The organism is Sphingobacterium sp. MYb382, from assembly GCF_037572665.1.
GTDB lineage: Bacteria > Bacteroidota > Bacteroidia > Sphingobacteriales > Sphingobacteriaceae > Sphingobacterium.
In genome coordinates this window covers 587,341-609,255 of record NZ_JBBGZT010000028.1, presented here as the reverse complement: position 1 = coordinate 609,255, position 21,915 = coordinate 587,341, and the positions used below count along the sequence as shown (strand labels likewise).

The window sequence follows — 21,915 nt, the reverse complement described above, 5'->3', positions numbered from 1 at the left end:
AAGTCTATTTTTTTGTTTTTAGACCAAATGACCTCAATTTTATACTAAAGACCTTCATTAACGGGTTTAGTATAAAAGCGGATAGCTTTGGTATAATTTCAAAGACTTAAGGATAGGCAAACGTTATATTTGATTAATTTTTAGTGGGAATGATGGATGATAAATAACATGTTAACGGTGCCCGACACCAAAATAATAAATTTTATAACGGAGAAGCGCTATCAACCAATACGCCACATCACGCTATTGTTGAGCATTTTGGTGATGCTTTACTTTACACAACGCCTACCCGAATACCCAGAAATTACAGAATCAAACAGACTGACCTACATAGCCATCATCTATGTTACGTTGATTGCCATGTTCTACTTCAACATCATGTTTCTGGTGCCATCGTTCTTTTTTCGAGGGAAGTATATTTTATATCTGGTATCTATTATTACTGTTTCGATTTTAGGCATAGCACTACTTTCAACTATAATAGGTTCCTTATTAACCCATGATGGTTTTACGCCGAAGCGAAATACCATGCGTATGCATGAAGCGGTAATGACATTGACAACAACGACGCTGGTGACCACCATGATTAAGCTCTTTCAGCGTTGGATGCAGGATAGTAAGAAGATTAACGAGCTGAATAGTATCCGCTTCGCTATGGAGCTCAATGAGCTACGTAACCAAATAAATCCTCATTTTCTATTTAATATGCTGGCCGGTATACGCTCGCTGATACGTACAAATCCCGAAAAAGCAAATACCGTGATCATGAAGCTATCGGAATTTCTGCGTTACCAACTATATGAAAATACGGAAGAAAAGACCCTGCTAAATGCGGAGATAAACTTTCTATCTAATTTCCTAGATCTAGAAAACATCCGGAGGGATAATTTCAGCACTAAACTATCCCTTGACGTGCAAACGCAAGAGTTAAACAAGATATTTATTCCGCCCAACCTATTTACTGTATTCATTGAGAACGCTATAAAGCATAGCGTGAATGCTCATGGTCTCCCCTCCTACGTAGAAGTGCTTATAAGGGTTGATGATAAAGGAATAACGTTCCGCTGTGCGAACTCTAAAGATCCTCAATACAGCCAAACGATAAAGGATAGCAATAGCGGAATTGGGCTGTCGAATATAACACGTCGACTGGAGCTTCTTTATGGGAACCGTCATAGCTTTGCGTTAGCCGACACCAACACAAAATTTGAAATAACGTTAACAATACCTTATGAACTGTATACTCATCGATGATGAACCCTTAGCAAGGCAAGAGCTGCAAGATTTAATCGAAGAAGTATCGGACTTGCAAATAGTAAGTACTTTTTCAAACCCTTGCTTAGCTATAGATTTGTTAAAAGAAAACACGGTAGATCTTATCTTTTTAGATATTGAAATGCCTATGATTAATGGTTTGGCTTTTGCGGCGCAAGTGCCCAAGGAAACATTGATTATTTTTACCACCGCGTATTCAAAATATGCGGTAGATAGCTATGAGCTCGATGCGCTCGATTACCTGTTGAAGCCCATTGATCCCGAGCGGCTAAGAAAGGCTATTACCAAGGCTAAAGCATACAAGTTGCTGCTAGCCGAAAGTCCGCAACAAAACACATTGGCACAAAGTACATGCGATTTTATTTTAATAAAATCAGATAGACGTTATTACCGCATTAACTATGCTGACATCCTTTATATTGAAGGGCTCAAAGATTATTCGGTAATTTATCTACAAAACCAAAGGCTCATCACGGCCATGAACTTAAAGACCATCTATCAAAAGATTCCTGCAAATACTTTTGTGCGGGTCAGCAAGTCCTACATCATCAACGTGAACTTTATTGACTCTTTCGACCACAACACCATTTTCTTGCAAGGCACTGAAATTCCGCTTGGCGAAGTGTACAAAAAGGATTTCTTCAACCTCTATTTTGGGGGCGACTTGATGGTGTAAGAAAAAGCTAATCAAAGAGATAGCCTTGTACAATAAAACGTATTTGGCTATGAACCAAAATATACCTTTGGTTATCTCTTAAAAAACAAAGGCACAGCTAGCTAACTGTGCCTTTGACGTTATAAAAAAGCCTTATTCTCCCCTATTATAAAGACCCCATACTTCTTCGGCTGAAAGCTCCCGGGTAACGACCCAAACACCTACATAACTCATCTGCCGTACCAGGAGTTCCGTTAATGGGAATGTAAGGGTCTTCATCAGCTGGTAGCTAATTTCTTTACCTGCCTTGTCGGTATACGGCAAAACAATCTTTTCGGGGATAAAGGCTTTCCATAATTTTCCATCGACATAAATAGTCGTACTTCTTTGGTTGCCGACCACTGTTATCCGACTTGTTTGATCAATCGGAAAATTACAATCTACCGAAAATTCATAACCATCGCGGTTATATTTAATTTGGGAATTGGTCACCTCGAATGTAGCATCTTTAGATTGAAAAGAAAGCCAAGCATGCTCATCAATGGGTGTAAAAGAAAAATCTACCGTATAAGCATTGCCAATGTCAGCTAGCGAAAGTTCCGTTTTATTCACCTGCATGGAAGTAAGCTTCTCTGTATTTTTCACATCGCTTAAAGAAGCCCCCTCCTCCATTCCACGATCATCTATCATAGAGGAAATCATTCCAAATTGAACCACCACAGGTTTATCCTTCGGAAACAGCCCTCTGCTATTCTGTCCGGGAGCTTCACCAATTTCAGCTTTCTTATTATTAAAATCTGCCAACGATAAAAGGTCTTCCTCGGCAGCCCACATTTTCGTTGCTAACACCTGTAAAGCAGGAAAAACACGGTTGTGAACATCTCTCTCCGAAATACCGTTACCAACGATATCGTTCCAAACGGCAAACATACCGCCAACAACTGTGGGGTCACCTTTCTCAAAGGTAACATTACCAATATTCCGTGGCTCCCAACGGTTATAAATACGATTTACATTCAGGTAATCGTAATAGTAGCCCGCGGCAGGCACGATATATAACCAACTGTCAGGCGTCGAAATCTGCTTATAACCCAAAGCCTTCATCTCCAAAGGGTCGGCATAGCCATTGTACCACATATTGAGCACCACATCTTTACTCGTTACGGGCGTTTCTCCTTTAGCATGCGTCAAAGCGCCCCAAGCTCTGGCCTCCTTACCATAACTTTGCACCAACCGGATAAGCGAATCGGTAAAGAATCGAAACTTCTCCGCATCAGACTTATCATATTCATCCGTCCCGATATGCACGACATCGCCAATAAAAACGGGATCAGGACCATCCAGATACTCCTTAAAAATGTTCGTCACCACAGTATAGGTCTCCGGATTATCTAAATCCAGGTGATCCTTTCCATATTTGGTGCTAGCAATGCTCGGTACCACCTTGGTAATCGCTAAGGAATGGGCCGGCACATCAATTTCCGGAATAATCTTTATACCATAGCGCATCGCTTTCTTTTGTAATTCCCGAAATTCAGCCTTGGTATAGAAAGCGTCTTTAGTTGCCAAGTCAGGATAGCGCTCATTTTCAAGCCTAAAACCAGAAGGCGTCTTATCCCAGTCAAAATCAAAGTACTTATGAAAAGCATTATCATTCAAATGGATATGAAAGTCCGACATCTTGTAATAGGCCAAGAGCTCTACATAGTCCATCAGGAAATCCATGGTAAAAAATTTACGCCCGACATCCAATACCAAACCGCGAACGGCATAGCGTGGATAGTCACGACATAGCCCCATTGGAATGGTCAACTTCTCAGGTTGCTGCGCCAGCAGTTGCAATAAAGTACGTGTGCCAAACACAAATCCTGTATACTTAGATGCTTCAATACAAAAAGTTTCGCCGATATCCAGCGCATAACCTTCCTCGCCCAAGGGTAAATCAGCATTTTCAATAAGCACAATATCGCCAGCCTGGGCTTTCCCTGTTGCAATGGTAAGCTCCAATTTGAGTAAGGTAAATAGTTCGCCTTGCAGCATGGTCGCTAGCTCCATAAGCTTTGTATGGCCAGCATCAGCGACAACAATACGGCTAGTATTGCGCAATTGGTAATCACCATCTTTGCCTTGCCATTCCCGCAACGCGGGTATAACAAAAGGCTTTTCCAGCGGACCTCCTCCTTCGTATTTCCCCGCTACGCGGATATTGGAAACGCTTATCTCTCCAGCAGATTCATCCGATTGACGAACAACTTTAAATACTAGACTTACTTTCTTGGAAACTAAGGGTTTATGCACATTCCCTTGCAAATCAATAATGACCGGATTGTCCGAACCAATTAAGGTCACCGTATAACCAGCAATGGTAGGTACTTCAAGCACCTTCTCCGTTAGCTTTAATGGCGTAAAATAGCTCTTTTTAAGCTGATCCAGGCTCAGGCTATCCAAGTTGCCAGCTTGCCCTTTCGCAAGCGTAAAGCATGCTAGCAACAACAGTCCATAACTTATGGAAAATAAACGTTTATATCTCTTACTATTCTTGTTCATTGTCATTTCACTTGTGTTATTTAACGAAGAAAACACCTACATAGTTGGATTATTCTTCGGCTAAAAAATAAAGGCTAGGCTGTCCAATTTCGTTCCCTTATTCGGGACTAATAAATAGATGCATAATCCTGTTTATTTACATAATTTATTTTCAACTAATGAATACATTTTTTATCAGTTCGCTAAAGTTTTTAGTGTGATGAGTGGCGCATAATTGTAATAATTCCCGAGATTAATGGTACGTGCTACCCCACGAATATAATAGGTCGTATTTGGCGTTAGATTTGTAAACATATAACTATGTTGTTTTGTGACAATATCTACATTGGATTGCGACTCTGTATTTGTCAAAAAGCGTTGACTAGAAAAATTAACATCTAAAGAGTTCGTGGTACCAATCACCGCACCGACACGAGCAATTTTTTGCGCATTATTATTTGCTCCTAGTGCAACCCCTACCGTCACTGTTGCCGAACTAGCTGTCACGGTTGTTATCTCGGCCGATAACGTTAAATAAGGGCGCACCTTGATATCAAGCTGTGTAGCACCACGCACATCAACCCGCAACGTATCATCATAGAAAAAAGGACCGTTGACCACCAATTTATAGTTACCGTCGAAAAGCATAGCATTTTCATAGCTACCATCCGAATGAAAAGCACTATTTATGCTCGTAGGATTTTCATTAAGGTCGGTTTGAAATAGTTGTAGCAGCCCTCCGTTAATGGTCTGTTGCGGAACCAATGCATCGTCTTCCGCACGGATGATATTACCACTTAACGACGCTTTAGGTGCCGTATAGTTATCCTTACTACAGCCCACAGCGAGCAATAGTATAGTGAACAACAACAGACTTAATGTTGATATTTTTTTCATAACAAATAGCATTAATATAATGGATTTTGAATGTAGGTTGGGTTTCCTTGAGGAAGCGGCTCATAGTAGAGTTTCTCCGGGAAAGTGCGCGGATTCTTCGGCGCATTGACCACCTCAAACACATATTTCATCTGCTCAGGCGTCTTCCCTTCTTCCCATACTAACCACGGATATAAAGCATGAAACTGCGTGTTGTTCAACACCTCTGTTGCGATGCGCCATCTTCTTAAGTCCCAGAAACGATGGTTCTCAAAAGCCAGTTCTACCATGCGTTCATGGCGTATTTTAGTCAAATCTACCGAGACCAAAAGTGCAATCCCCGCCCGTTTACGGATTTCGTTTGTTGCCGCTAGTGCATCCGCCATTTGCCCTAATTCGGCCGCAGCCTCGGCATAGTTCAATAAGATCTCTCCAAAACGAAAAATCAAGTAAGGCGTATTGGACTCTGCCTCATTAACTCTTTTCGTAGGATTCATAGATTTTTTCACATAAAAACCTGTTTTCGTGGGGTCATTAGTCGTTAATGGGCCATCTTTTCCAACGAGCTTAAAAGTTGATTTATCGTCAGGATAGCCTGTCGCTTAATTTTCTGCTGTATACTGGACTCCATTCACAATAACGCCTCGACGGATCTCCAACTGGCCATCTTGCCAAGCCGAAAAAGGAACCATAATAGATGCTAACAAACGTGGATCCTTATCTTTGAACAATTCATAAGGATTTGTGTAGGCTATCGGTTTACCAGCAGCGTCATTAACACGAAGCTTGCCAGGGCTGCCATCAATATATTCAAAGGCCTCTACGAGGTCTAAAGTCGGATTGATCGCACAGCCGTAATCTACTTTGAAACTCTGTGGTGCGTTAAAATAATCGTAGCTGTGATTTACTTCCGGCAAGCGATACACCTTATTAAAAATAACCTCTTTACTATTTTCTGTTAAAAAAAGGTTTTGAAAATTCAACACTTTATCCGTCCCTTCATCCAACAAACTATATCGGCCAGACACCATGATAGCCTTCGAGGCCACATAAGACGCCTGCCAATAATGTAAAGCATCCGACTTTGGAATACCGACCAAACCATTGAGCTGTACCTGTCCGTATTGCGCGATAGATGCCGCATAAAGCATAGCTCTACTTTTTAACGCATAAGCCGTATACTTATTTATCCGGTTCTTATCCGTTTCTACATAAGAAGCTGGAAGCACAGCACTAACAGCATCGAGTTCGGAAGCAATAAAATCAAAAACCGCCTTCTCCGTATTCCGCGGCACAAACAAACCTGTAGGATCCTCGCCAACAGCATATTGCTGAACTGTCGTGAGCAAAGGAACTCCGCCATAACGTTTCACCAGCTGAAAGTAATGGAAAGCACGGATAAAGCGACCTTCTGCAACAAAGCGATCCCGTAATTCTTGTGACACGTTGGCTCCTGGTACTTTGGCTATAAAATCGTTTACTCTTCTTATTTTTCCATAGTCCCAAGCACCAAACCAATTTCCCAACAGGGTGCCATTGATTGTTCCCGACGACCAAGTATAACTCCGCACTGCTTCGTCCGTCACCGTCGCCAGATAGCCTGCCTGTTCAGCCACTTCATAGCTAAAATCCTCTACAAGCATGTCATTGTATAGCTTCGCCGTCAATGCTTCAAGTCCACTCTTAGAGCCGTAGGCATTGTCTTCCGTAATTAAGTCTAGCGGTTTTTTATCTAAAAAATCTTTTGCACAGGAGCCTAATATGACGAGTAAAACAAGTGCGAGATAACATATTATCGATGTTTTCATGAATATATATTTAAAAGCCAATATTTAATCCGAGCGTCCAAACCCGCTGCTGCGGATAGTAATTTCCCCTTCCAGAAGGGGCTTCTGGGTCGATATATTTAATTTTATCAATGGTCAGAATATTTTGTCCTGCGGCATATACGCGCAGGTTTCTAATTTTCACTCGACGGAGCCTCTCCTTATCGAAAGAATAACCCAATTCAAATGTTTTTAACCGTAAGTAGGAAGCATCTCTTAACCAAAAATCGGATACCCTTTTGTTATTATTACTTCCCGAATTGACGGTCGTTGGGTACTTCCCTGCGACCCAAGGGCTATCAGCATCTGTTGGATCTGTGTGATGCCAACGATCACCAAACATTTGATAAGCCGAAGCATTATTAAAAAGTGGATTTTGAAGCTCCTCAGAGAAATAAGCATTGAAGTTGGTAGCTCCTTGTAGTAACACGGATAAATCAAATCCGCTGTAGGAGGCGCTGATATTCAATCCGTAAAAAATCTCTGGTGTCATTCCTCGACCGATAATCGTCTGATCCTTATCATCAATAATACCATCCCCATTGAGATCAGCATATTTAATATCACCAGGAAGTAGTGTTTTATTCCCTTGATCATCATGAATAGCCGCCGTATTTATCTCTGTTTGATTTTGAAATTGTCCAATAGCTTTATAGCCCCAATAGAGATTATCCCAACGATTGGTATAGTTATTACGCCAATTATGCAGTGCATTAGTGGATTCGGCACGCTCGACAAAGCCATACTGACGTCGTGCCCAGCTCATATTGGGCGAAATACTATACTGAAACTTTCCTACATGACTGCGATGCGATAAGGCGATTTCAAAGCCTCTGTTATTGTCTGTATTTAAGTTTTCTTGTGGCAAGGAGGCTCCAAAAGTATTCGGCAAGCTTAAAAGACGACTCGCCAGCAATCCTGTTCGTTTACGATAGAACACATCGATTTCTCCACTCAAAAGGCCATTCCACAGGGAGAAATCAAGGCCGATATTCGTTGTCTTAGAGGTATACCATGTCAAATCCCCATTGGCTAACCCACGGTCGACTAGTCCTGGAACAGGCGACTCCCCAAATACCCAATTTGCTGTAGGATACGTATAACCTACTAGGTATTGAAAAGCTGCTATCTGCTCATCGTCGCCCACCTTACCATGCGATGCACGTAGTTTTAATAGATTTAAAAAGCCTACATCTTTCAAGAAATTTTCTCTGCTCAATACCCAGCCCACAGAAACATTTGGAAAGAATCCATATCGTGCACCAGATTTCACCTTATACGTACCATCATAGCGAAAAGCAAGCTCCGCCAAATATTTATCACTAAAGTCATAATTTATTTTACCAACATAGCCCAACCTTGCTGTTTCATAACTAGAGCCATTATTGCGCTGATTCGTTCCCATTCCGGCGAAGAGTTCATCAACACCGTCCAATAAAAATTGTCGATAGGCCGAAAGATTATTCCCTATGCCTTCTTGACTTTCAAACAAAAATAAAGCCCCTACATTGTGTTTATTGGCGAACTTTCGTGCATAACTTAAGGATAGCTGAAAAGTACGATTCTCGGTATTGCTATTTACAACCTCCAGATTGCTCGGCATATTGTCACTAAAGTCAACCTCATACCGATCCTTATCGGCATCGTAACGATAAAGGTCATAGCGTTTGCTATATGACTTCTGATTAACCACTTCATAATTGAAAGAATAAAGTGCTTTTGCCGATAAGCCACGGACTCTAGGGATATCATATTTCAAGGAAAAAATACCGTTGAATACCGATTTTAACCTTTTGTCATAGCCCGTAAGGTCGGTATCCATCAGTGCCAATGTGTTTTGAGCTGCATTATTCGGTATTCCTAAATAGTCAGGGTTGTCATTAGCATAAAAAGAATACGTGGGATAAGTACGGTATAAACCCGCCATTAAAAGGGGGGTCGCTGTACTCGGGTTGTTGACCGCTTCCCGTCGCCCCATTAAGTTAAGCGTTGCTGTAAGTCCCTCTGCCACTTTCGCCTCCACATTAGCACGCACGTTGTAACGTTTAAAGTTCGTTGCATCACTCTTCCACATTCCGTCTTGATTCAGGAGCCCAATATTCATAAAATACTTAATATCTTCTGTTCCTCCCGAAGCATTAAGGTTTTGATAATATTGACCCGATGTGCGCCGGATAGCCTTATCAAACCAATTGTAGGAAGGAAGTGCTCCTGTTCGGTACTGCTCCACTTGTTCTTGCGTGAAAGGAAGCTTAAGCGCAGACTGGCGCCCACCAATCACCCAGTTGTTCAAAACAGACTCATTGCTTAACTCCGCAAATAGCGCCGCATCGCCTAGCTCTGGAAAACTATTAATTGTTTGTAAACCGTAATACGTACTATAGTTAATGGTGGACTTACCGTTGCTACCGCGCTTAGTGGTAACCAGCACAACCCCATTCGCCGCACGTACACCATATACTGATGCTGAAGCATCCTTAATGATAGAAAGGCTTTCAATCTCACTCGGATCTAGTTGGCTAAAAGAACCAGGCACCCCATCTACAATAACTAAGACAGCGCCAAAACCCCGAATATCAATGCCACTTCCATCAGCACCGGGCTGTCCGCTACGCTGCGTAGCCCGTAAGCCTGGTAGACGCCCGACTAAGGCATTAGTAACATTTGCTACAGGAGCCTTTTTCAGCTCTTCACCCTTAATCTGCACGACGGATCCGGTAACCAACGTTTTCTTTTGCTGACCGTAGCCCACCACGACAACTTCCTCGACTTCATTATCGATCGTTTTTAAGCGTACTTCGATAGGTCCTTTGTGGTTGGGGGCTAAAACCACCTCTTGACTTTCGTAGCCTAAATAGCTAACCACTAAGGTAGCTTCCGACGTGGGGATAGCGATACTAAACAATCCTTCATCATTCGTTGTTGCTGCTTTCGTAGCATCCGTTTTCAGACGGATGGTGGCTCCTTTTATGAGGTTTCCTTGTTCATCAACAACTTTACCCTGTAAAATCTGTTGCAGGAAAAAAACCGATGCGACACTCCTTGGGACTCCACTTTCTTTCAGATCTACTTTCGCTAAAGCCTTAGCCGACGCTAAAATTCCGAAAAGACAAAGGGTTAAAAGAAGTTTACTGAAAACAGCCGATTTCGAACGATACAGCTTCCCCAGAGTAGAAAAATTAGTAGTGGAGCGAGGATAAGAAAAAACCAAAAGCAGTGATGGTTGCCTTTCAGGCTTTTCTTTTCGAGTTGATAGAGCATACAAATAAATACAATCTACAGCCTTTAGAAACTGGACATAGAAATCCCTTCTGTACATTTTTAACATATCATAACTTGGTTTAAACGAGCCTAACCCTACATATCAAACGTGTATACGGGCGTAACGAATTTGATGGGCTTTTTAAGGAATGAGGATGTATATTTTATAATCCCCCAATTAGACAGCTCGTTGATTTATAAATTGATTTTTTATTCGACGAGAATAATCTGTCATTATCATCATTTAATGAGACAATGCAATCACCACTAGGTTAAAAAGACTTTACGGGCGTAGATTCTTTACCTATTAGTTTAATTTGTGTATCCCTCATCCGGGTGCACACTTACAGCTCCTGTTCTGGATTTTTTTATGTTTATACATGCTTATAGTTGGTTGCTGTTCACGTCATCTACACAACGTAGGTATTGTGTATGTTTTGGTGAATTGCATAATTTACGTAGACAAATATATCATTACCAACAAGTAAATCAAACGTAAAAAAAAAGGATATCCATTTTTGTCCGAAACAAGGTCACTACATCGTTTGCGCAATTTTCAATAGATGCTGACTTCCGTAACAAAGTAGGGTGATTTGTCCAGCTCATCCAAGGACTTCCCGAAATACCTTAATAGATTTTGCTTAGGCGCAGTTAAACGCAAAGGAGGGCTATTTGCTGATTTGTCTACCAAATCGAAGGTTCATCAAAGGTCATGAACCTATGCATACGGGTACTATTAAAGCGTCTCTATAACAAATAGAGATGCTTTAACTATTTAACGATAAATCGCTTTCTGCTAATATTAAGGGCTAAAATGAAAACGCCAATGCCTAGACCGAACAGAAGACCAAAAGTAAAATCAGTTACATGCAAAAATTGAGACACTAAAAATGATGAAGAAATAAAGGCCGCACCAATACAAACAAAGAGCGCTATTTTTTTTGATTTTGATTCCATCTTGCTTTTTATTTTATAATAAACTATTTACTATGCTATTAGCTTGCGATACAAAATAACACCGGTATACAAATCTCTTAAAAAAAGATAAAACTACTGACAGACTATTGTCATTATCGCCCACGACATTTGAGGCATATTTTAAAATAGTTAAGCATATGAATTTAGCATCTCTTCGCATCATCACTTCTAACATAGAACCAATGATCCGCTTTTACGAAACAATAACAGGATTGTCTGCGGTGCAATACACCCCAGACTTCGCCGAATTGAAGACCGGAAGTATGACACTAGCCATTGGTAGTACGAATACATTGCATTTTTTCGGTGGCGAAAGCGTAGCACAGGCGGCACACAACCGTAGTGCGATTATTGAATTTCGCGTAGACAACGTAGATACAGATTTTGAAAGGTTAGCAGACTTCCTTCAACCTTACCTCGTGCAAGTGCCGACGCTAATGCCATGGGGAAATAAATCATTATTATTCCGTGACCCCGATGGTAATTTGGTTAACTTTTTCACCCCTGCAAGAGCGTAAAATACAAATCGAGGGACGCCAAAACCCAAAGGTCCTAGGCTTTAGCAGCCTAAAGCTAAAGAGAAACAAAAAGTAAAATTGAGCCTTACACGAAACTAGTGTAAAATAAATGCATCTACTTTTGTAACTAAACCTTAATAAAGCTGTTAAAGAAAAAAGCAGCTTTATTAAGGCCTTACAACAACGTAAATTTATGCACGAAGTATTTCCATTTTACCTCATCCTCATCTTGGTCATCATCTTTTTAATTGTGCTGGCCAACAAGCTTAAGGTAGCCTACCCCGTCCTGCTGGTACTCGGTGGTTTAGGCATCAGTTTTATCCCTGGCGTCCCCGTTATTCATATTGCGCCCGAGTTGATATTCACCATCTTCCTTCCTCCATTATTGTATGAAGCGGCATGGAATATCTCCTGGAAAGAGCTATGGCGCTGGCGCAGGGTCATCACCGGATTTGCATTCGGGATGGTATTTTTCACGGCGCTGTCGGTTGCTTTTGTGGCCAACTACTTTATTCCGGGCTTTTCTATTGCGTTAGGTTTCCTTTTGGGCGGCATTGTGTCCCCTCCAGACGCGGTTAGTGCAGGGGCTATCATGAAGTTTGTGAAAATACCCAAGCGCATGTCGGCCGTATTGGAAGGTGAAAGCTTACTTAACGATGCTTCCTCACTGATTATCTTTCGCTTCGCCTTGATAACGTTGGGGACAGGTCAATTTTTTGCAGGGCAAGCTCTCCTTAGCTTCGCATGGATGATTGTCGGCGGACTAGCTGTAGGACTTGCGCTGGGCTGGATTTTTATTAAGCTACACAAATTGCTACACTCGAACGATAATGTCGATATCGTGCTGACCATTATTGCTCCCTATGTGATGTATATCTTGGCCGAGGAGGTCGAAAGTTCTGGCGTTATCGCCGTGGTGTCTGGAGGTCTCTTCCTGTCGGCAAAACGTTATTTATTCTTAACCAGCAGCACCCGCTTGCGCGGACTGAATGTATGGGAGAGTTTAATTTTTGTGATGAACGGATTGGTATTTATGTTGATCGGCCTGGATCTTCCCGAAATCGTGCATTCCTTACGCGCGGAGTCCGTCAGCCTTACATCTGCCGTAGGCTATGGCCTTTTAATCACGCTTGTTCTTATCATCAGCCGCTTCGTCTTTGCCCTGCTCACGATGCTCTTCACCGTGGTTGCTAGTCGCTATGTGAAGGTTGCCGATGCGCGCAATCCAGGCTATAAAACTGCCGTTGTCTTTGCATGGACGGGTATGCGTGGAGTCGTTTCTTTGGCGGCAGCACTATCTATTCCGCTGTACATAAGCGATAGCGTTCCCTTCCCACAGCGTAGCCTTATTTTGTTTATCACCTTTGTGGTTATTCTTTCCACGCTTTTGATTCAGGGACTAACTTTGCCGCTGCTGATTAAGAAAATTAAACTTAATGATTTTGATGACCATATCGATGAAAAGGAAACGGAACGCTACCTCGATGCAGGCATCAACGCACAAGCGAAGGCTTATTTAGCCGGTATGCAAGGGCATGCTCTCTATCCAGAACTGGAGAAAATAACACAGCACTGGATAGAAAATAGTACCGAAGTAAAAGATTATGAATCCTTACCACAGCTGCGCGTGGAATACAGAAATCTCTTGGAAAAACAAAGGCAATGGCTGCTGAAGGAAAATAACAATAATGAACGAATTGATGAGGAAGTGGTGCGTAAGTATCTAGCCCTAATCGATACCGAGGAAAACCGCATTCGAGGAGAAGAATAAAATCAATAAAAAAGCAGACTGCCCGCATTGGACAGTCTGCTTAAGACCTGTGTTTGTTTTATTTATTGTTCTGAAAAACGTGTATGCTTAATCATATTCGGTGATACATGCATCTGTATATCTACCGATGTGTAAACTTCACCATCTACTTCAATGTTTAACGTACCACTGAACGTCGTTGGCGAAATATAAACTGGAATTTTCACCGCACAATAAACCTTGTGTTTATCGCCCTGTGCAAGCGCAAATGGCTCCAGCATAACCCCCTCCTCTTGCAAAGCTTTTTCATTATCCGCGAAGCGAAAGAAACTTTTACTCAAAATCCCCATCTTTCCTTTCGACAGCAAATCCCCTTGAAGCTTGATGCGTACATCCTTCACCTCTTGATTTTTCGCGAATAAGCTAAGTTCAAAAATATACAACTCTCCTTTAGCTACTTTTGCCGATAATCGCTGTTTACTTTTCCAGTTCAACGATGCCTCTTGTCCCTTTCCATGCTGAATAGCTAAAAGCAAATTCGGTTTTGTCTTAGCCATAGCATAGGTACCTCCGAAAAAGCTAATGACCAATAACACCAGAACCGGATATTTCATTTTGTACATTTTTATAAGAATCTATTTACAATTTCCATTCCGAAAAATGGTGGCACAGCGATATCAAAGGCTATAGAGGCCTTTATTTTTATGCTAAACGATAAATTTGAGGAATAAAGGGACATTTTGGTGACGATACGAGTAGTTTCCATTTTTAATTTGTAGTTAAAAAACGACCTTCCCGTAACCATCTTACGGTGCTATGCTGCTGAAAAAAAAACGTTAAAATCAGCAGTTCATATAAATTATCTCAAGGTTCCTATAAAAAGCATTATTCGATACCGCTTAAGGATTACTTTCGTACAAAATTTAAAAAATGCGAAGACCTTTATCTATTGTATTCTTTATCGTATCGTTATCTACGGCATCCTTTGCCCAAAAACGTTATACTTTATCGGGTACATTAACAGATGCTGCCAGTGGGGAGACACTCATTGGTGCGACCGTAAAACTTAAGGAACTCCCCCTATCTGGTAGTTCAAGTAATGCCTATGGATTTTATTCTATTGCTGCTCCCGAAGGACGCTACGTCGTTATAGCTTCTTATGTAGGCTATAAAAACTATACGGACACAATAACCCTACAGAAAGATCAATCCCTACACATCGCGCTGCAATCGCAATCGATGCTGGAGGAAGTTGTCGTGTCGCTCAACCGACGCAACAATAACAATGTAGCTTCACCGCAAATGGGCGTTGAGAAGCTTAATATGGCACAAATAAATCAGCTTCCTGTTGTTTTAGGGGAGCAGGATGTGTTGAAGAGTATTACCCTGATGCCGGGTATCAAGACTTCGGGCGAAGGAAACACCGGATTTTATGTTCGTGGTGGTAGCTCAGATCAAAACTTAATCTTACTCGATGAAGCTACCGTATATAATGCTTCTCACCTATTGGGCTTCTTCTCTACGTTCAATTCGGACGCTATTAAAGATGTAAGCATCTATAAAGGAGGCATGCCTGCTGAATATGGAGGTCGTCTATCTTCGGTGTTAGATGTGAAGATGAATGAGGGTAATAATAAAAAAATAACCGTTCAGGGTGGAATCGGGATGATTGCTTCACGCATAAAAGTGGAAGGTCCATTAGTTAAAGATAAAGGATCCTTCATGGTGTCGGCTCGCCGCACCTATGCTGATCTTTTCTTAAAAGCCTCTTCAGACACGACTATCAATAAAAGTACCTTGTACTTCTATGATATTAATGCTAAAGCAAACTACCGCTTTAATGATAAAAATGCCATCTTCCTTTCGGGATATTTTGGTAAAGATGTATTGGGCTTGAAGGATATATTTGGCACCAACTGGGGAAATGCAACGGCTACCTTACGCTTCAACCATGTCTTTAACAGCAAATTGTTCTCCAACACGTCTTTAATCTATAGTAACTACAACTATGTAATCGAAGGACTTGACCGTGAGGATGGCTTTAAGGCAACCTCTAAAATCATGGACCTTAATGCCAAGCAAGATTTTCAATACTATGCAGCTTACAACCACACCCTAAAGTTCGGTGTGCATGGTACGCGTCATGATATTGCTCCAGGTGACATCACCACAACGGCAAGCTCTAGCTTCAATGATAAGCATGTAGAGCACCGCTATGGCTACGAATTAGCCGCTTATGCGAGCGACGAATGGAAAGTAAACAGCCGATTGAGCATGATGTATGGTGTGCGCCTGAGCTCCATGCTGTTGGTTGGTCCAGGAACATACAGCACCTATGATGCCGCTGGACATATTACCTCTTCACAGAAGTATAGTTCGGGCGAGGTGGTTAAAAACTACCTTAATCTAGAGCCTCGCTTTAGCATGAGCTACCTCTTGAATGAGCAACAGTCTATTAAGGCTTCCTACAACAGGAATACACAAAACATCCACCTCTTGACCAACTCGACGAGCTCGAGCCCTACAGATTTGTATGTGATGAGTAGCAATAATATTAAGCCAGAAATTGCTGATCAGTTTTCTGCAGGTTACTTCCGCAACTTTAAGGATAATACCTATGAGTTCTCTACGGAAATCTACTATAAGGATTTGAAAAATCAAATCGATTATAAAGATGCCGCGCAATTATTAGTAAACGAGAATGTAGAATCGCAACTGTTATACGGTGTAGGCCGTGCTTATGGTGCGGAGTTCTTCTTCAAGAAGAAATATGGCAAGCTGAACGGATGGATTGGTTATACCCTATCTAAAACAGAACGTAAGTTTGATGGCATCAACGGCGGACGTTACTACCCTTCCTCCCATGATAGAACGCACGATTTATCTATCGTAGCCATCTACAAATACAACGACCAGTGGACATTCTCCAGTAACTTCGTGTATGGAACAGGAAAGGCTGTTACTTACCCTACGGGAAAATATAACGTAGGCGGAAACACGACCTATTCGTACTCGGATAGAAATGCATACCGCCAGCCGGCGACACACCGCCTCGATATTGCGGCAACCTATGAAGGTAAAAATAACGGACGCTACAGCTCGAGCTGGACATTCGGTGTCTACAACGTGTATGCGAACAAAGATCCGTACCGTATCGCTTTCAGAGATAGCAAAAAGGTGCCTAACGCAACAGAAGCTGTACAGACCAGTATTTTTGGAGTTCCGATTCCATCGGTTACTTGGAACTTTAAATTTTAATCTTAACGCAGAAGAATCATGAAAAAATATAGTACATATACCTACCCTTTAGTCTTTGCATTTTTGTGCCTGCTGACGGCTTGCGAAAAGGTTATCGACATCAAAGTTAATGACGATACGGGCAAGCTGGTCATTGAAGGTCAAATCAATAATACAACAGCGCAGCAGGAATTTAAGCTCAGTAGAAATGTATCTTTTTCGTCGGGCAACAATTACCCTGCGGTTACTGGCGCCACAATCATTGTACACGATGATGCGAAGAATGAATATGTGTTTCGCGAGAGCGTTAACAAAGCGGGAACCTATATTGCTAAAGACTTCACAGGTATTCCGGGGAGAACCTACAATATGGAGGTTCGTGTTGACGACCAAAAGTATGTTGCACAATCACAAATGCCACAAGTTGTATTGCTAGACTCTATCATTACGGAGAAACCACAATTTGGAGAGAAAGATACACGCAATATTAAGGTGTATTATAAGGATCCTGCAGACCAGGAGAATCAATACCGTTTTATTGTTTTTGTAAATGACAAACAAACGAAAGACATCTTGATAGCAGATGATGATTTCAACAATGGCAATCAGGTGAGCTTAACCATCTACTTGAATAGTGATGATGATTTGAAGCTTTACCCGGGCGACAAAATTCGCGTAGAGATGCAATGTATCGACAAAGCGATGCACAAATATTGGTACAGCTTGATGCAACAATCAGGAGGTGGAGGTATTACACCGAGCAACCCGCCAACGAACATCAGCCCGACAGTGTTAGGCTACTTCAGTGCCTTTACAACATCAACGAAAAATACAGTGGTAAACTAGAAGGGTTATTGTCAAGGGACAGTGGAGGCCGTTCCTTGCTTTAACCTCTTCTTACTGCTTAAAATGGATTAAGCCAAAGACAAAAAGTCCATAAATACGTGCTTATACATCCTCAACGTATAGTACGCCCTCAATAAATAGCAAGGCTAATGCCAAGGAACTACCACACTATGGTGGTTCCTAGCCTTAGTCGAAGGCTTAAAAAACACTAGAAAGTTTATGTTTTCCAATACGCTATCTACCCTATTCTTCTAAAAAAGGCTTCATATGCTGCTAATTAAGAGATAAAAGATAGCAAAGCTAATGCATCGGAACTGGTAAAACAGTTCCTTGCTTTAGTCTAGCCTATCAACGGTTGATGGTATGTTTTTCGATACGCTTCAATAAGTCTTCCTTAAAGCTTGCGCCAAGAGGTATCTCTACACTGGCCACGGTAACCCAATGATTATCTACACTCTCAATATTATTCAAGTTGACGACGAAGGATTTATTTACCCGCACAAAATCGACACTCGGGAGTTGATTAAAGATGGTCTTTATATTCATAGCTACCATAAGCTTCCGATCGGGTGTATGAATCATCACATAGTCTTTCATGGCTTCGATATATTGAATCTCATTGAGCTCCAAACGGTATAACTTGCGATCAGCTTTCACAAAAATATGATCCTTCGGAGTTGCTACTTCCTTCTCTTTACTTCGGTTCTGAAAATAGTGCAACACCTTATCCAATGCCTTTTTAAGTCTATCTTCTGCAATAGGCTTTAAGAGGTAATCTAGCGTATTAAGTTCATAGCTTTCTAAGGCATAATTTGCATAAGCCGTCGTAAAGATAATCTGAATAGATGGAGGTACAATTTTAGCAAAATCCAAACCACTTTCCTCCGGTAGATGGATATCTAAAAATATTAAATCAAGGTTTTGCTGCGTTAACATCAAACGGGCATCTTCCGTATTGCTATACATCCCTTGACAATCTAAGAAATCAAACTCATTAAGGAGCTTAACCAAGCCTCTACGCGCCAGTGGCTCGTCCTCAATAACAATATATTTAATACTCAATTTATCCATATGCGTAGGTTCCATCGTCTATAGGAATGGACAAAAATACTTTAAAAAAATCAGCTTTTTCATCAATCTCCAAAAGGTAATTATTGGGGTAGATTATGGCCAATCGCTTCTGAATATTACTTAAGCCCAAACCGCCATAATCATTCGGGTTGGCTTTCTTTTTTTGTGGGTTAATACAGGTGAAACAGAGCCTTCCTTCCGCTTTAGTAAAGCTTATCTGCACATGCAGGCCGTTCTTCATCGCTTGATGTGCTCCGTGCTTAACGACATTCTCGACAAAAGGGATAAATAGAAAATGGGGAACACGCACATTGTCCAAGCCTTCCTCTACCTGAAAATCAACAACAAACTTATCCCTTCTAATATCTTCCATGAAGAGAATATTCTTTAAGACGACGACCTCTTCTTTAAGTTCTATAGTATCTCCTTTGGATAGGTATAGTTGATTGCGAAGGATATCACTTAGCTTAAGCAAAACTTTGGATGCTAGCTTTGGATTTTCATCAATAAGAAAATTGATGTTGTTAAGGGTGTTAAACAAAAAATGAGGATTGATCTGGCTCTTAAGTTGCTCCAACTGAATGGTCAACGTATTGGTTTCAAACTCCCTAAAACGGATTAAATTGACAATCCAAATTTTAAACAACTTCAAGCTACTTACGGCGGCAATAAAAACCATAAGTAAGATCAATAAAACGAGATAGTCTTTCCAGTCTAGTAGTGTTTCATCTTGCTTATCAATAAACGGTAGGTCTAGACGTTCTAAGATTAGCATCATCAAAAAAATAGCCGAACAAAATCCCAATAGACTAATCCCATAAACAAGAAACCTGTTTCTAAGTAAGAAAACTGGAATTAAGACATAATGGTTTATGTAGAAAAAGCCCAAAAGAATAGCCATGGAAATAAACTTCGTAAAGAGAATCCACCCTTCCTTTCCTTCATCCGTATTTGGCGGATCCGAGGTCGGCAAAAAGTGTATGCCGACAATGGCCGCGATGATTAGAAAATGGCGAATCCATCGATATTTCCTATCAATTACGAAGTTTAAAAACAAACTATTTTCGTAGGCCACAACGGGCTGTGTATTTTTCATTTAATGAAGAAGCTAAAGGCATCTATTGTACGACAAAGGTACATGAACTAACAAGTAATATACGGCTTTTTGATGGTTTATTTCAGGAATAATAGCGATTATTTAAAAGGCTATCAAAAAAAAAGCTCAACGGTTAAGTTGAGCTTTATTATTACGTTTTTGATTTATTAAACAATTTCTAATACGACGTCGATATTTCCGCGTACCGCATTAGAATATGGACATATCTGGTGTACTTTATTGACGATATCGCGTGCGCGATCAGCGTCTACACCCGGAATATGAACCGATAGCTTTACCGTAAGCTCGTAACCTTGGTTTTCATTGACGAAAATACCTACGGTACTCTTAATTACGGACTCTCCTGTTGTTTCCACTTTCTCCTTACGAAGAACCAAGGCTAGGGCACTATCAAAACATGCCGCATAACCTGCCGCAAAAAGTTGCTCTGGATTGGTATGGCCACCCTGTCCACCCATTTCTTTGGGTATACGAAGGTCTAACTCCAACAAACCATCTTCACTTTTGGCATGGCCGTTTCGACCACCACTAACTGTTACAGTTGTTTGATATATTTCTTTCATAGCATTTCTCTTTTAACAATTTAATTGAGTCCTAATTTACAAACGTTCCATACGCTCAAAAATTATACTCAAATATAAAACTGACAAAAGAAAAACGTTTTCCTATAAAGCTCAAACTGCTTACATGAAAAGCTCAACTTCCGAAAATGTTCTTTTATAGAAAAGAACAGCCGGTCTAGAAAAGCTTAACGCATACCGCCGAAGCGGATGACAGCAAACAAAGCACAAGCTGTAAACAAAGCTGTAGCTCCTGGTGCATAAACACAAAGCACCATAAAACCCACAGCGCAAATCACAAGTAAAATAAACAAAAGTGCCTTTTTTACTGAATCCATATTGATTAACGCTAATACAGCTGCAACAGCGAAAATAGAAGTAACGATTGGTAACATGGCGTAAAGTTACTCATTTAATATTAACTCAATATTAAGAACAAAAAGATAAAAAGGGCCTCACTAAGCAGCTACCCCCCTAAAGTTACATAAACAACCAGAAAATCAGTAAGCTGACACGATGCCTTAACACAAAATAAATTTTCATTTTTTCCTATCTTCATTTAAAAAGTTTTTGCAACGAACATAGACAAGTTAATAGTGCTGTGATAAGCAATAGCGCCAACAAAAGTTAGTCAACTGATTCTTAAGATGAAAGCAGCATTACGAACCATTTAAAAAGAATAAGATACAAATAGATGTTTTCTAGATAGCTAAATCGTTATAAAATTGTTAAGCTTATTTTAAAGCTCATAAAATATCATCTATATTTGAGCCATCAGTTATAATTCTATTAGAGACAAAGCTATCATGGGGAATGCTATTGTACACTATGAAAATTGGTCGGAACAAGATTTACTTGTTGGGCTTCAGCATGGAAACTACGCAGCCTTTACCGAAGTATACAGCCGTTTTATTGATAAGCTACACAACTACGCGCAAAAAATAACGCTCGACAGTGAGGACCAAGAAGATATCATCCAAGAGGTATTTTCATCATTGTGGCTACGCAGAGCCGAATTAAATATCGAAAATCTAGGTGCTTGGCTCTACATGTCTATCCGCAAGCAAGCACTTTACCAGTTACGTAAGAAAAAGTATCGTGACCGCTACATGCAGAGCATCGTTGACTTTGTTTCTCCTTTTTATGACCCAATTTTGGGTGTCATTCAAGAAAAAGAACTCCGTCTTTTCTTTGATCAACAATTGGAGAAATTACCGCCCAGAGCACAAGAGATCTTCAAACTTAGCCGCAAGGAGTACCTATCCCATAAGGAAATTGCGGAGCGATTGAACATTTCAGAAAAAACAGTGCGCAAGCAAATCCAAAATGTCCTTAAAGTATTTCGCTATAAGCTTGGTGAAGACATCGTTAAGGGGCTTTTAGTCCTAAGTTTCCTTTGGGACAAAAAATAATTGTTTT

General features: G+C 40.9%; 16 protein-coding genes and 1 pseudogene. 7 read left to right on the top strand and 10 right to left on the bottom strand.

From position 1 onward, the window contains the following. Positions 1 to 156: 156 nt before the first annotated feature. Both WH223_RS17160 and WH223_RS17155 read left to right on the top strand, forming a co-directional pair. Positions 157 to 1,254: a sensor histidine kinase gene (locus tag WH223_RS17160; RefSeq protein ID WP_340049058.1), complete on the top strand. Its 1,098-nt coding sequence runs from the start codon at positions 157 to 159 to the stop codon at positions 1,252 to 1,254. Next, complete coding sequence (locus WH223_RS17155; protein ID WP_340049056.1) at positions 1,232 to 1,951, top strand: LytR/AlgR family response regulator transcription factor; 720 nt, start codon at positions 1,232 to 1,234, stop codon at positions 1,949 to 1,951. Before WH223_RS17160 ends, WH223_RS17155 begins: the two co-directional genes overlap by 23 nt. 132 nt (positions 1,952 to 2,083) lie before the next feature. Here the strand turns inward: WH223_RS17155 and WH223_RS17150 are convergent, their stop codons facing one another. The 5 genes and pseudogenes from WH223_RS17150 to WH223_RS17130 all read right to left on the bottom strand — a co-directional run bounded on the left by WH223_RS17150 (position 2,084) and on the right by WH223_RS17130 (position 11,376). Further along, positions 2,084 to 4,483, bottom strand: coding sequence for a family 20 glycosylhydrolase (locus WH223_RS17150; RefSeq protein WP_340049054.1), 2,400 nt, complete (start codon positions 4,481 to 4,483; stop codon positions 2,084 to 2,086). Positions 4,484 to 4,651: 168 nt separating this feature from the next. Continuing rightward, complete coding sequence (locus tag WH223_RS17145) at positions 4,652 to 5,353, bottom strand: DUF3823 domain-containing protein (RefSeq protein ID WP_340049053.1); 702 nt, start codon at positions 5,351 to 5,353, stop codon at positions 4,652 to 4,654. An 11-nt stretch (positions 5,354 to 5,364) separates the two neighbouring features. Continuing rightward, positions 5,365 to 7,140: pseudogene (locus tag WH223_RS17140) on the bottom strand (RagB/SusD family nutrient uptake outer membrane protein). A 10-nt stretch (positions 7,141 to 7,150) separates the two neighbouring features. Further along, the gene (locus WH223_RS17135) at positions 7,151 to 10,486 is read right to left on the bottom strand and encodes a SusC/RagA family TonB-linked outer membrane protein (RefSeq protein WP_340049052.1); all 3,336 of its coding nucleotides are present in this window, start codon (positions 10,484 to 10,486) and stop codon (positions 7,151 to 7,153) included. Positions 10,487 to 11,190: 704 nt separating this feature from the next. Further along, positions 11,191 to 11,376: a hypothetical protein gene (locus WH223_RS17130; RefSeq protein ID WP_340049051.1), complete on the bottom strand. Its 186-nt coding sequence runs from the start codon at positions 11,374 to 11,376 to the stop codon at positions 11,191 to 11,193. 158 nt (positions 11,377 to 11,534) lie between these two features. On the opposite strand from WH223_RS17130, the gene WH223_RS17125 reads away from it, so the two are divergent. Next, positions 11,535 to 11,915: a VOC family protein gene (locus WH223_RS17125; RefSeq protein WP_340049049.1), complete on the top strand. Its 381-nt coding sequence runs from the start codon at positions 11,535 to 11,537 to the stop codon at positions 11,913 to 11,915. Positions 11,916 to 12,108: 193 nt separating this feature from the next. Then, complete coding sequence (locus WH223_RS17120) at positions 12,109 to 13,686, top strand: Na+/H+ antiporter (protein ID WP_340049047.1); 1,578 nt, start codon at positions 12,109 to 12,111, stop codon at positions 13,684 to 13,686. Positions 13,687 to 13,748: 62 nt separating this feature from the next. Here WH223_RS17120 and WH223_RS17115 read toward each other — a convergent pair whose 3' ends face one another. Next, entirely contained in the window at positions 13,749 to 14,279 is a 531-nt protein-coding gene (locus tag WH223_RS17115) for a glycoside hydrolase domain-containing protein (protein WP_340049046.1), read from the bottom strand. Positions 14,280 to 14,595: 316 nt separating this feature from the next. Between WH223_RS17115 and WH223_RS17110 the strand changes: the two genes are divergently transcribed. Beyond that, on the top strand, positions 14,596 to 16,923 hold the full coding sequence (locus tag WH223_RS17110; RefSeq protein WP_340049045.1) for a TonB-dependent receptor: 2,328 nt from the start codon (positions 14,596 to 14,598) through the stop codon (positions 16,921 to 16,923). Between the two features lie 18 nt (positions 16,924 to 16,941). Further along, positions 16,942 to 17,748: a DUF4249 domain-containing protein gene (locus WH223_RS17105; protein ID WP_340049043.1), complete on the top strand. Its 807-nt coding sequence runs from the start codon at positions 16,942 to 16,944 to the stop codon at positions 17,746 to 17,748. A gap of 348 nt (positions 17,749 to 18,096) precedes the next feature. On the opposite strand, the gene WH223_RS17100 is transcribed toward WH223_RS17105, so the two are convergent. The 4 genes from WH223_RS17100 to WH223_RS17085 form a co-directional block, all read right to left on the bottom strand. Beyond that, positions 18,097 to 18,834 (bottom strand): LytR/AlgR family response regulator transcription factor, encoded by a 738-nt coding sequence (locus WH223_RS17100; RefSeq protein ID WP_340049041.1) that lies wholly within the window; start codon positions 18,832 to 18,834, stop codon positions 18,097 to 18,099. After that, a complete protein-coding gene (locus tag WH223_RS17095; RefSeq protein ID WP_340049039.1) occupies positions 18,812 to 19,915 on the bottom strand; it encodes a sensor histidine kinase in 1,104 nt (367 codons plus the stop codon). The genes WH223_RS17100 and WH223_RS17095 overlap by 23 nt, the downstream gene beginning before the upstream one ends. Positions 19,916 to 20,082: 167 nt before the next feature. Next, on the bottom strand, positions 20,083 to 20,499 hold the full coding sequence (locus WH223_RS17090; protein ID WP_340049038.1) for an organic hydroperoxide resistance protein: 417 nt from the start codon (positions 20,497 to 20,499) through the stop codon (positions 20,083 to 20,085). Between the two features lie 185 nt (positions 20,500 to 20,684). Next, positions 20,685 to 20,891 carry a hypothetical protein gene (locus WH223_RS17085; RefSeq protein WP_340049037.1) on the bottom strand — a complete coding sequence of 69 codons (207 nt, stop codon included), beginning with the start codon at positions 20,889 to 20,891 and terminating at the stop codon, positions 20,685 to 20,687. Between the two features lie 411 nt (positions 20,892 to 21,302). Here WH223_RS17085 and WH223_RS17080 point away from each other — a divergent pair, with 411 nt between their 5' ends. Continuing rightward, a complete protein-coding gene (locus tag WH223_RS17080) occupies positions 21,303 to 21,908 on the top strand; it encodes an RNA polymerase sigma factor (protein ID WP_340049036.1) in 606 nt (201 codons plus the stop codon). Positions 21,909 to 21,915: the final 7 nt, after the last annotated feature.

Bases quoted from the DNA above. Each gene is read 5' to 3' on its own strand.
- WH223_RS17135 (WP_340049052.1), bottom strand. From the start codon at position 10,486: ATGTTAAAAATGTACAGAAGGGATTTCTATGTCCAGTTTCTAAAGGCT.
- WH223_RS17100 (WP_340049041.1), bottom strand. From the start codon at position 18,834: ATGGAACCTACGCATATGGATAAATTGAGTATTAAATATATTGTTATT.
- WH223_RS17155 (WP_340049056.1), top strand. From the start codon at position 1,232: ATGAACTGTATACTCATCGATGATGAACCCTTAGCAAGGCAAGAGCTG.
- WH223_RS17130 (WP_340049051.1), bottom strand. From the start codon at position 11,376: ATGGAATCAAAATCAAAAAAAATAGCGCTCTTTGTTTGTATTGGTGCG.
- WH223_RS17145 (WP_340049053.1), bottom strand. From the start codon at position 5,353: ATGAAAAAAATATCAACATTAAGTCTGTTGTTGTTCACTATACTATTG.
- WH223_RS17160 (WP_340049058.1), top strand. From the start codon at position 157: ATGATAAATAACATGTTAACGGTGCCCGACACCAAAATAATAAATTTT.
- WH223_RS17105 (WP_340049043.1), top strand. From the start codon at position 16,942: ATGAAAAAATATAGTACATATACCTACCCTTTAGTCTTTGCATTTTTG.
- WH223_RS17110 (WP_340049045.1), top strand. From the start codon at position 14,596: ATGCGAAGACCTTTATCTATTGTATTCTTTATCGTATCGTTATCTACG.
- WH223_RS17090 (WP_340049038.1), bottom strand. From the start codon at position 20,499: ATGAAAGAAATATATCAAACAACTGTAACAGTTAGTGGTGGTCGAAAC.
- WH223_RS17120 (WP_340049047.1), top strand. From the start codon at position 12,109: ATGCACGAAGTATTTCCATTTTACCTCATCCTCATCTTGGTCATCATC.
- WH223_RS17125 (WP_340049049.1), top strand. From the start codon at position 11,535: ATGAATTTAGCATCTCTTCGCATCATCACTTCTAACATAGAACCAATG.
- WH223_RS17095 (WP_340049039.1), bottom strand. From the start codon at position 19,915: ATGAAAAATACACAGCCCGTTGTGGCCTACGAAAATAGTTTGTTTTTA.
- WH223_RS17115 (WP_340049046.1), bottom strand. From the start codon at position 14,279: ATGAAATATCCGGTTCTGGTGTTATTGGTCATTAGCTTTTTCGGAGGT.
- WH223_RS17080 (WP_340049036.1), top strand. From the start codon at position 21,303: ATGGGGAATGCTATTGTACACTATGAAAATTGGTCGGAACAAGATTTA.
- WH223_RS17150 (WP_340049054.1), bottom strand. From the start codon at position 4,483: ATGACAATGAACAAGAATAGTAAGAGATATAAACGTTTATTTTCCATA.
- WH223_RS17085 (WP_340049037.1), bottom strand. From the start codon at position 20,891: ATGTTACCAATCGTTACTTCTATTTTCGCTGTTGCAGCTGTATTAGCG.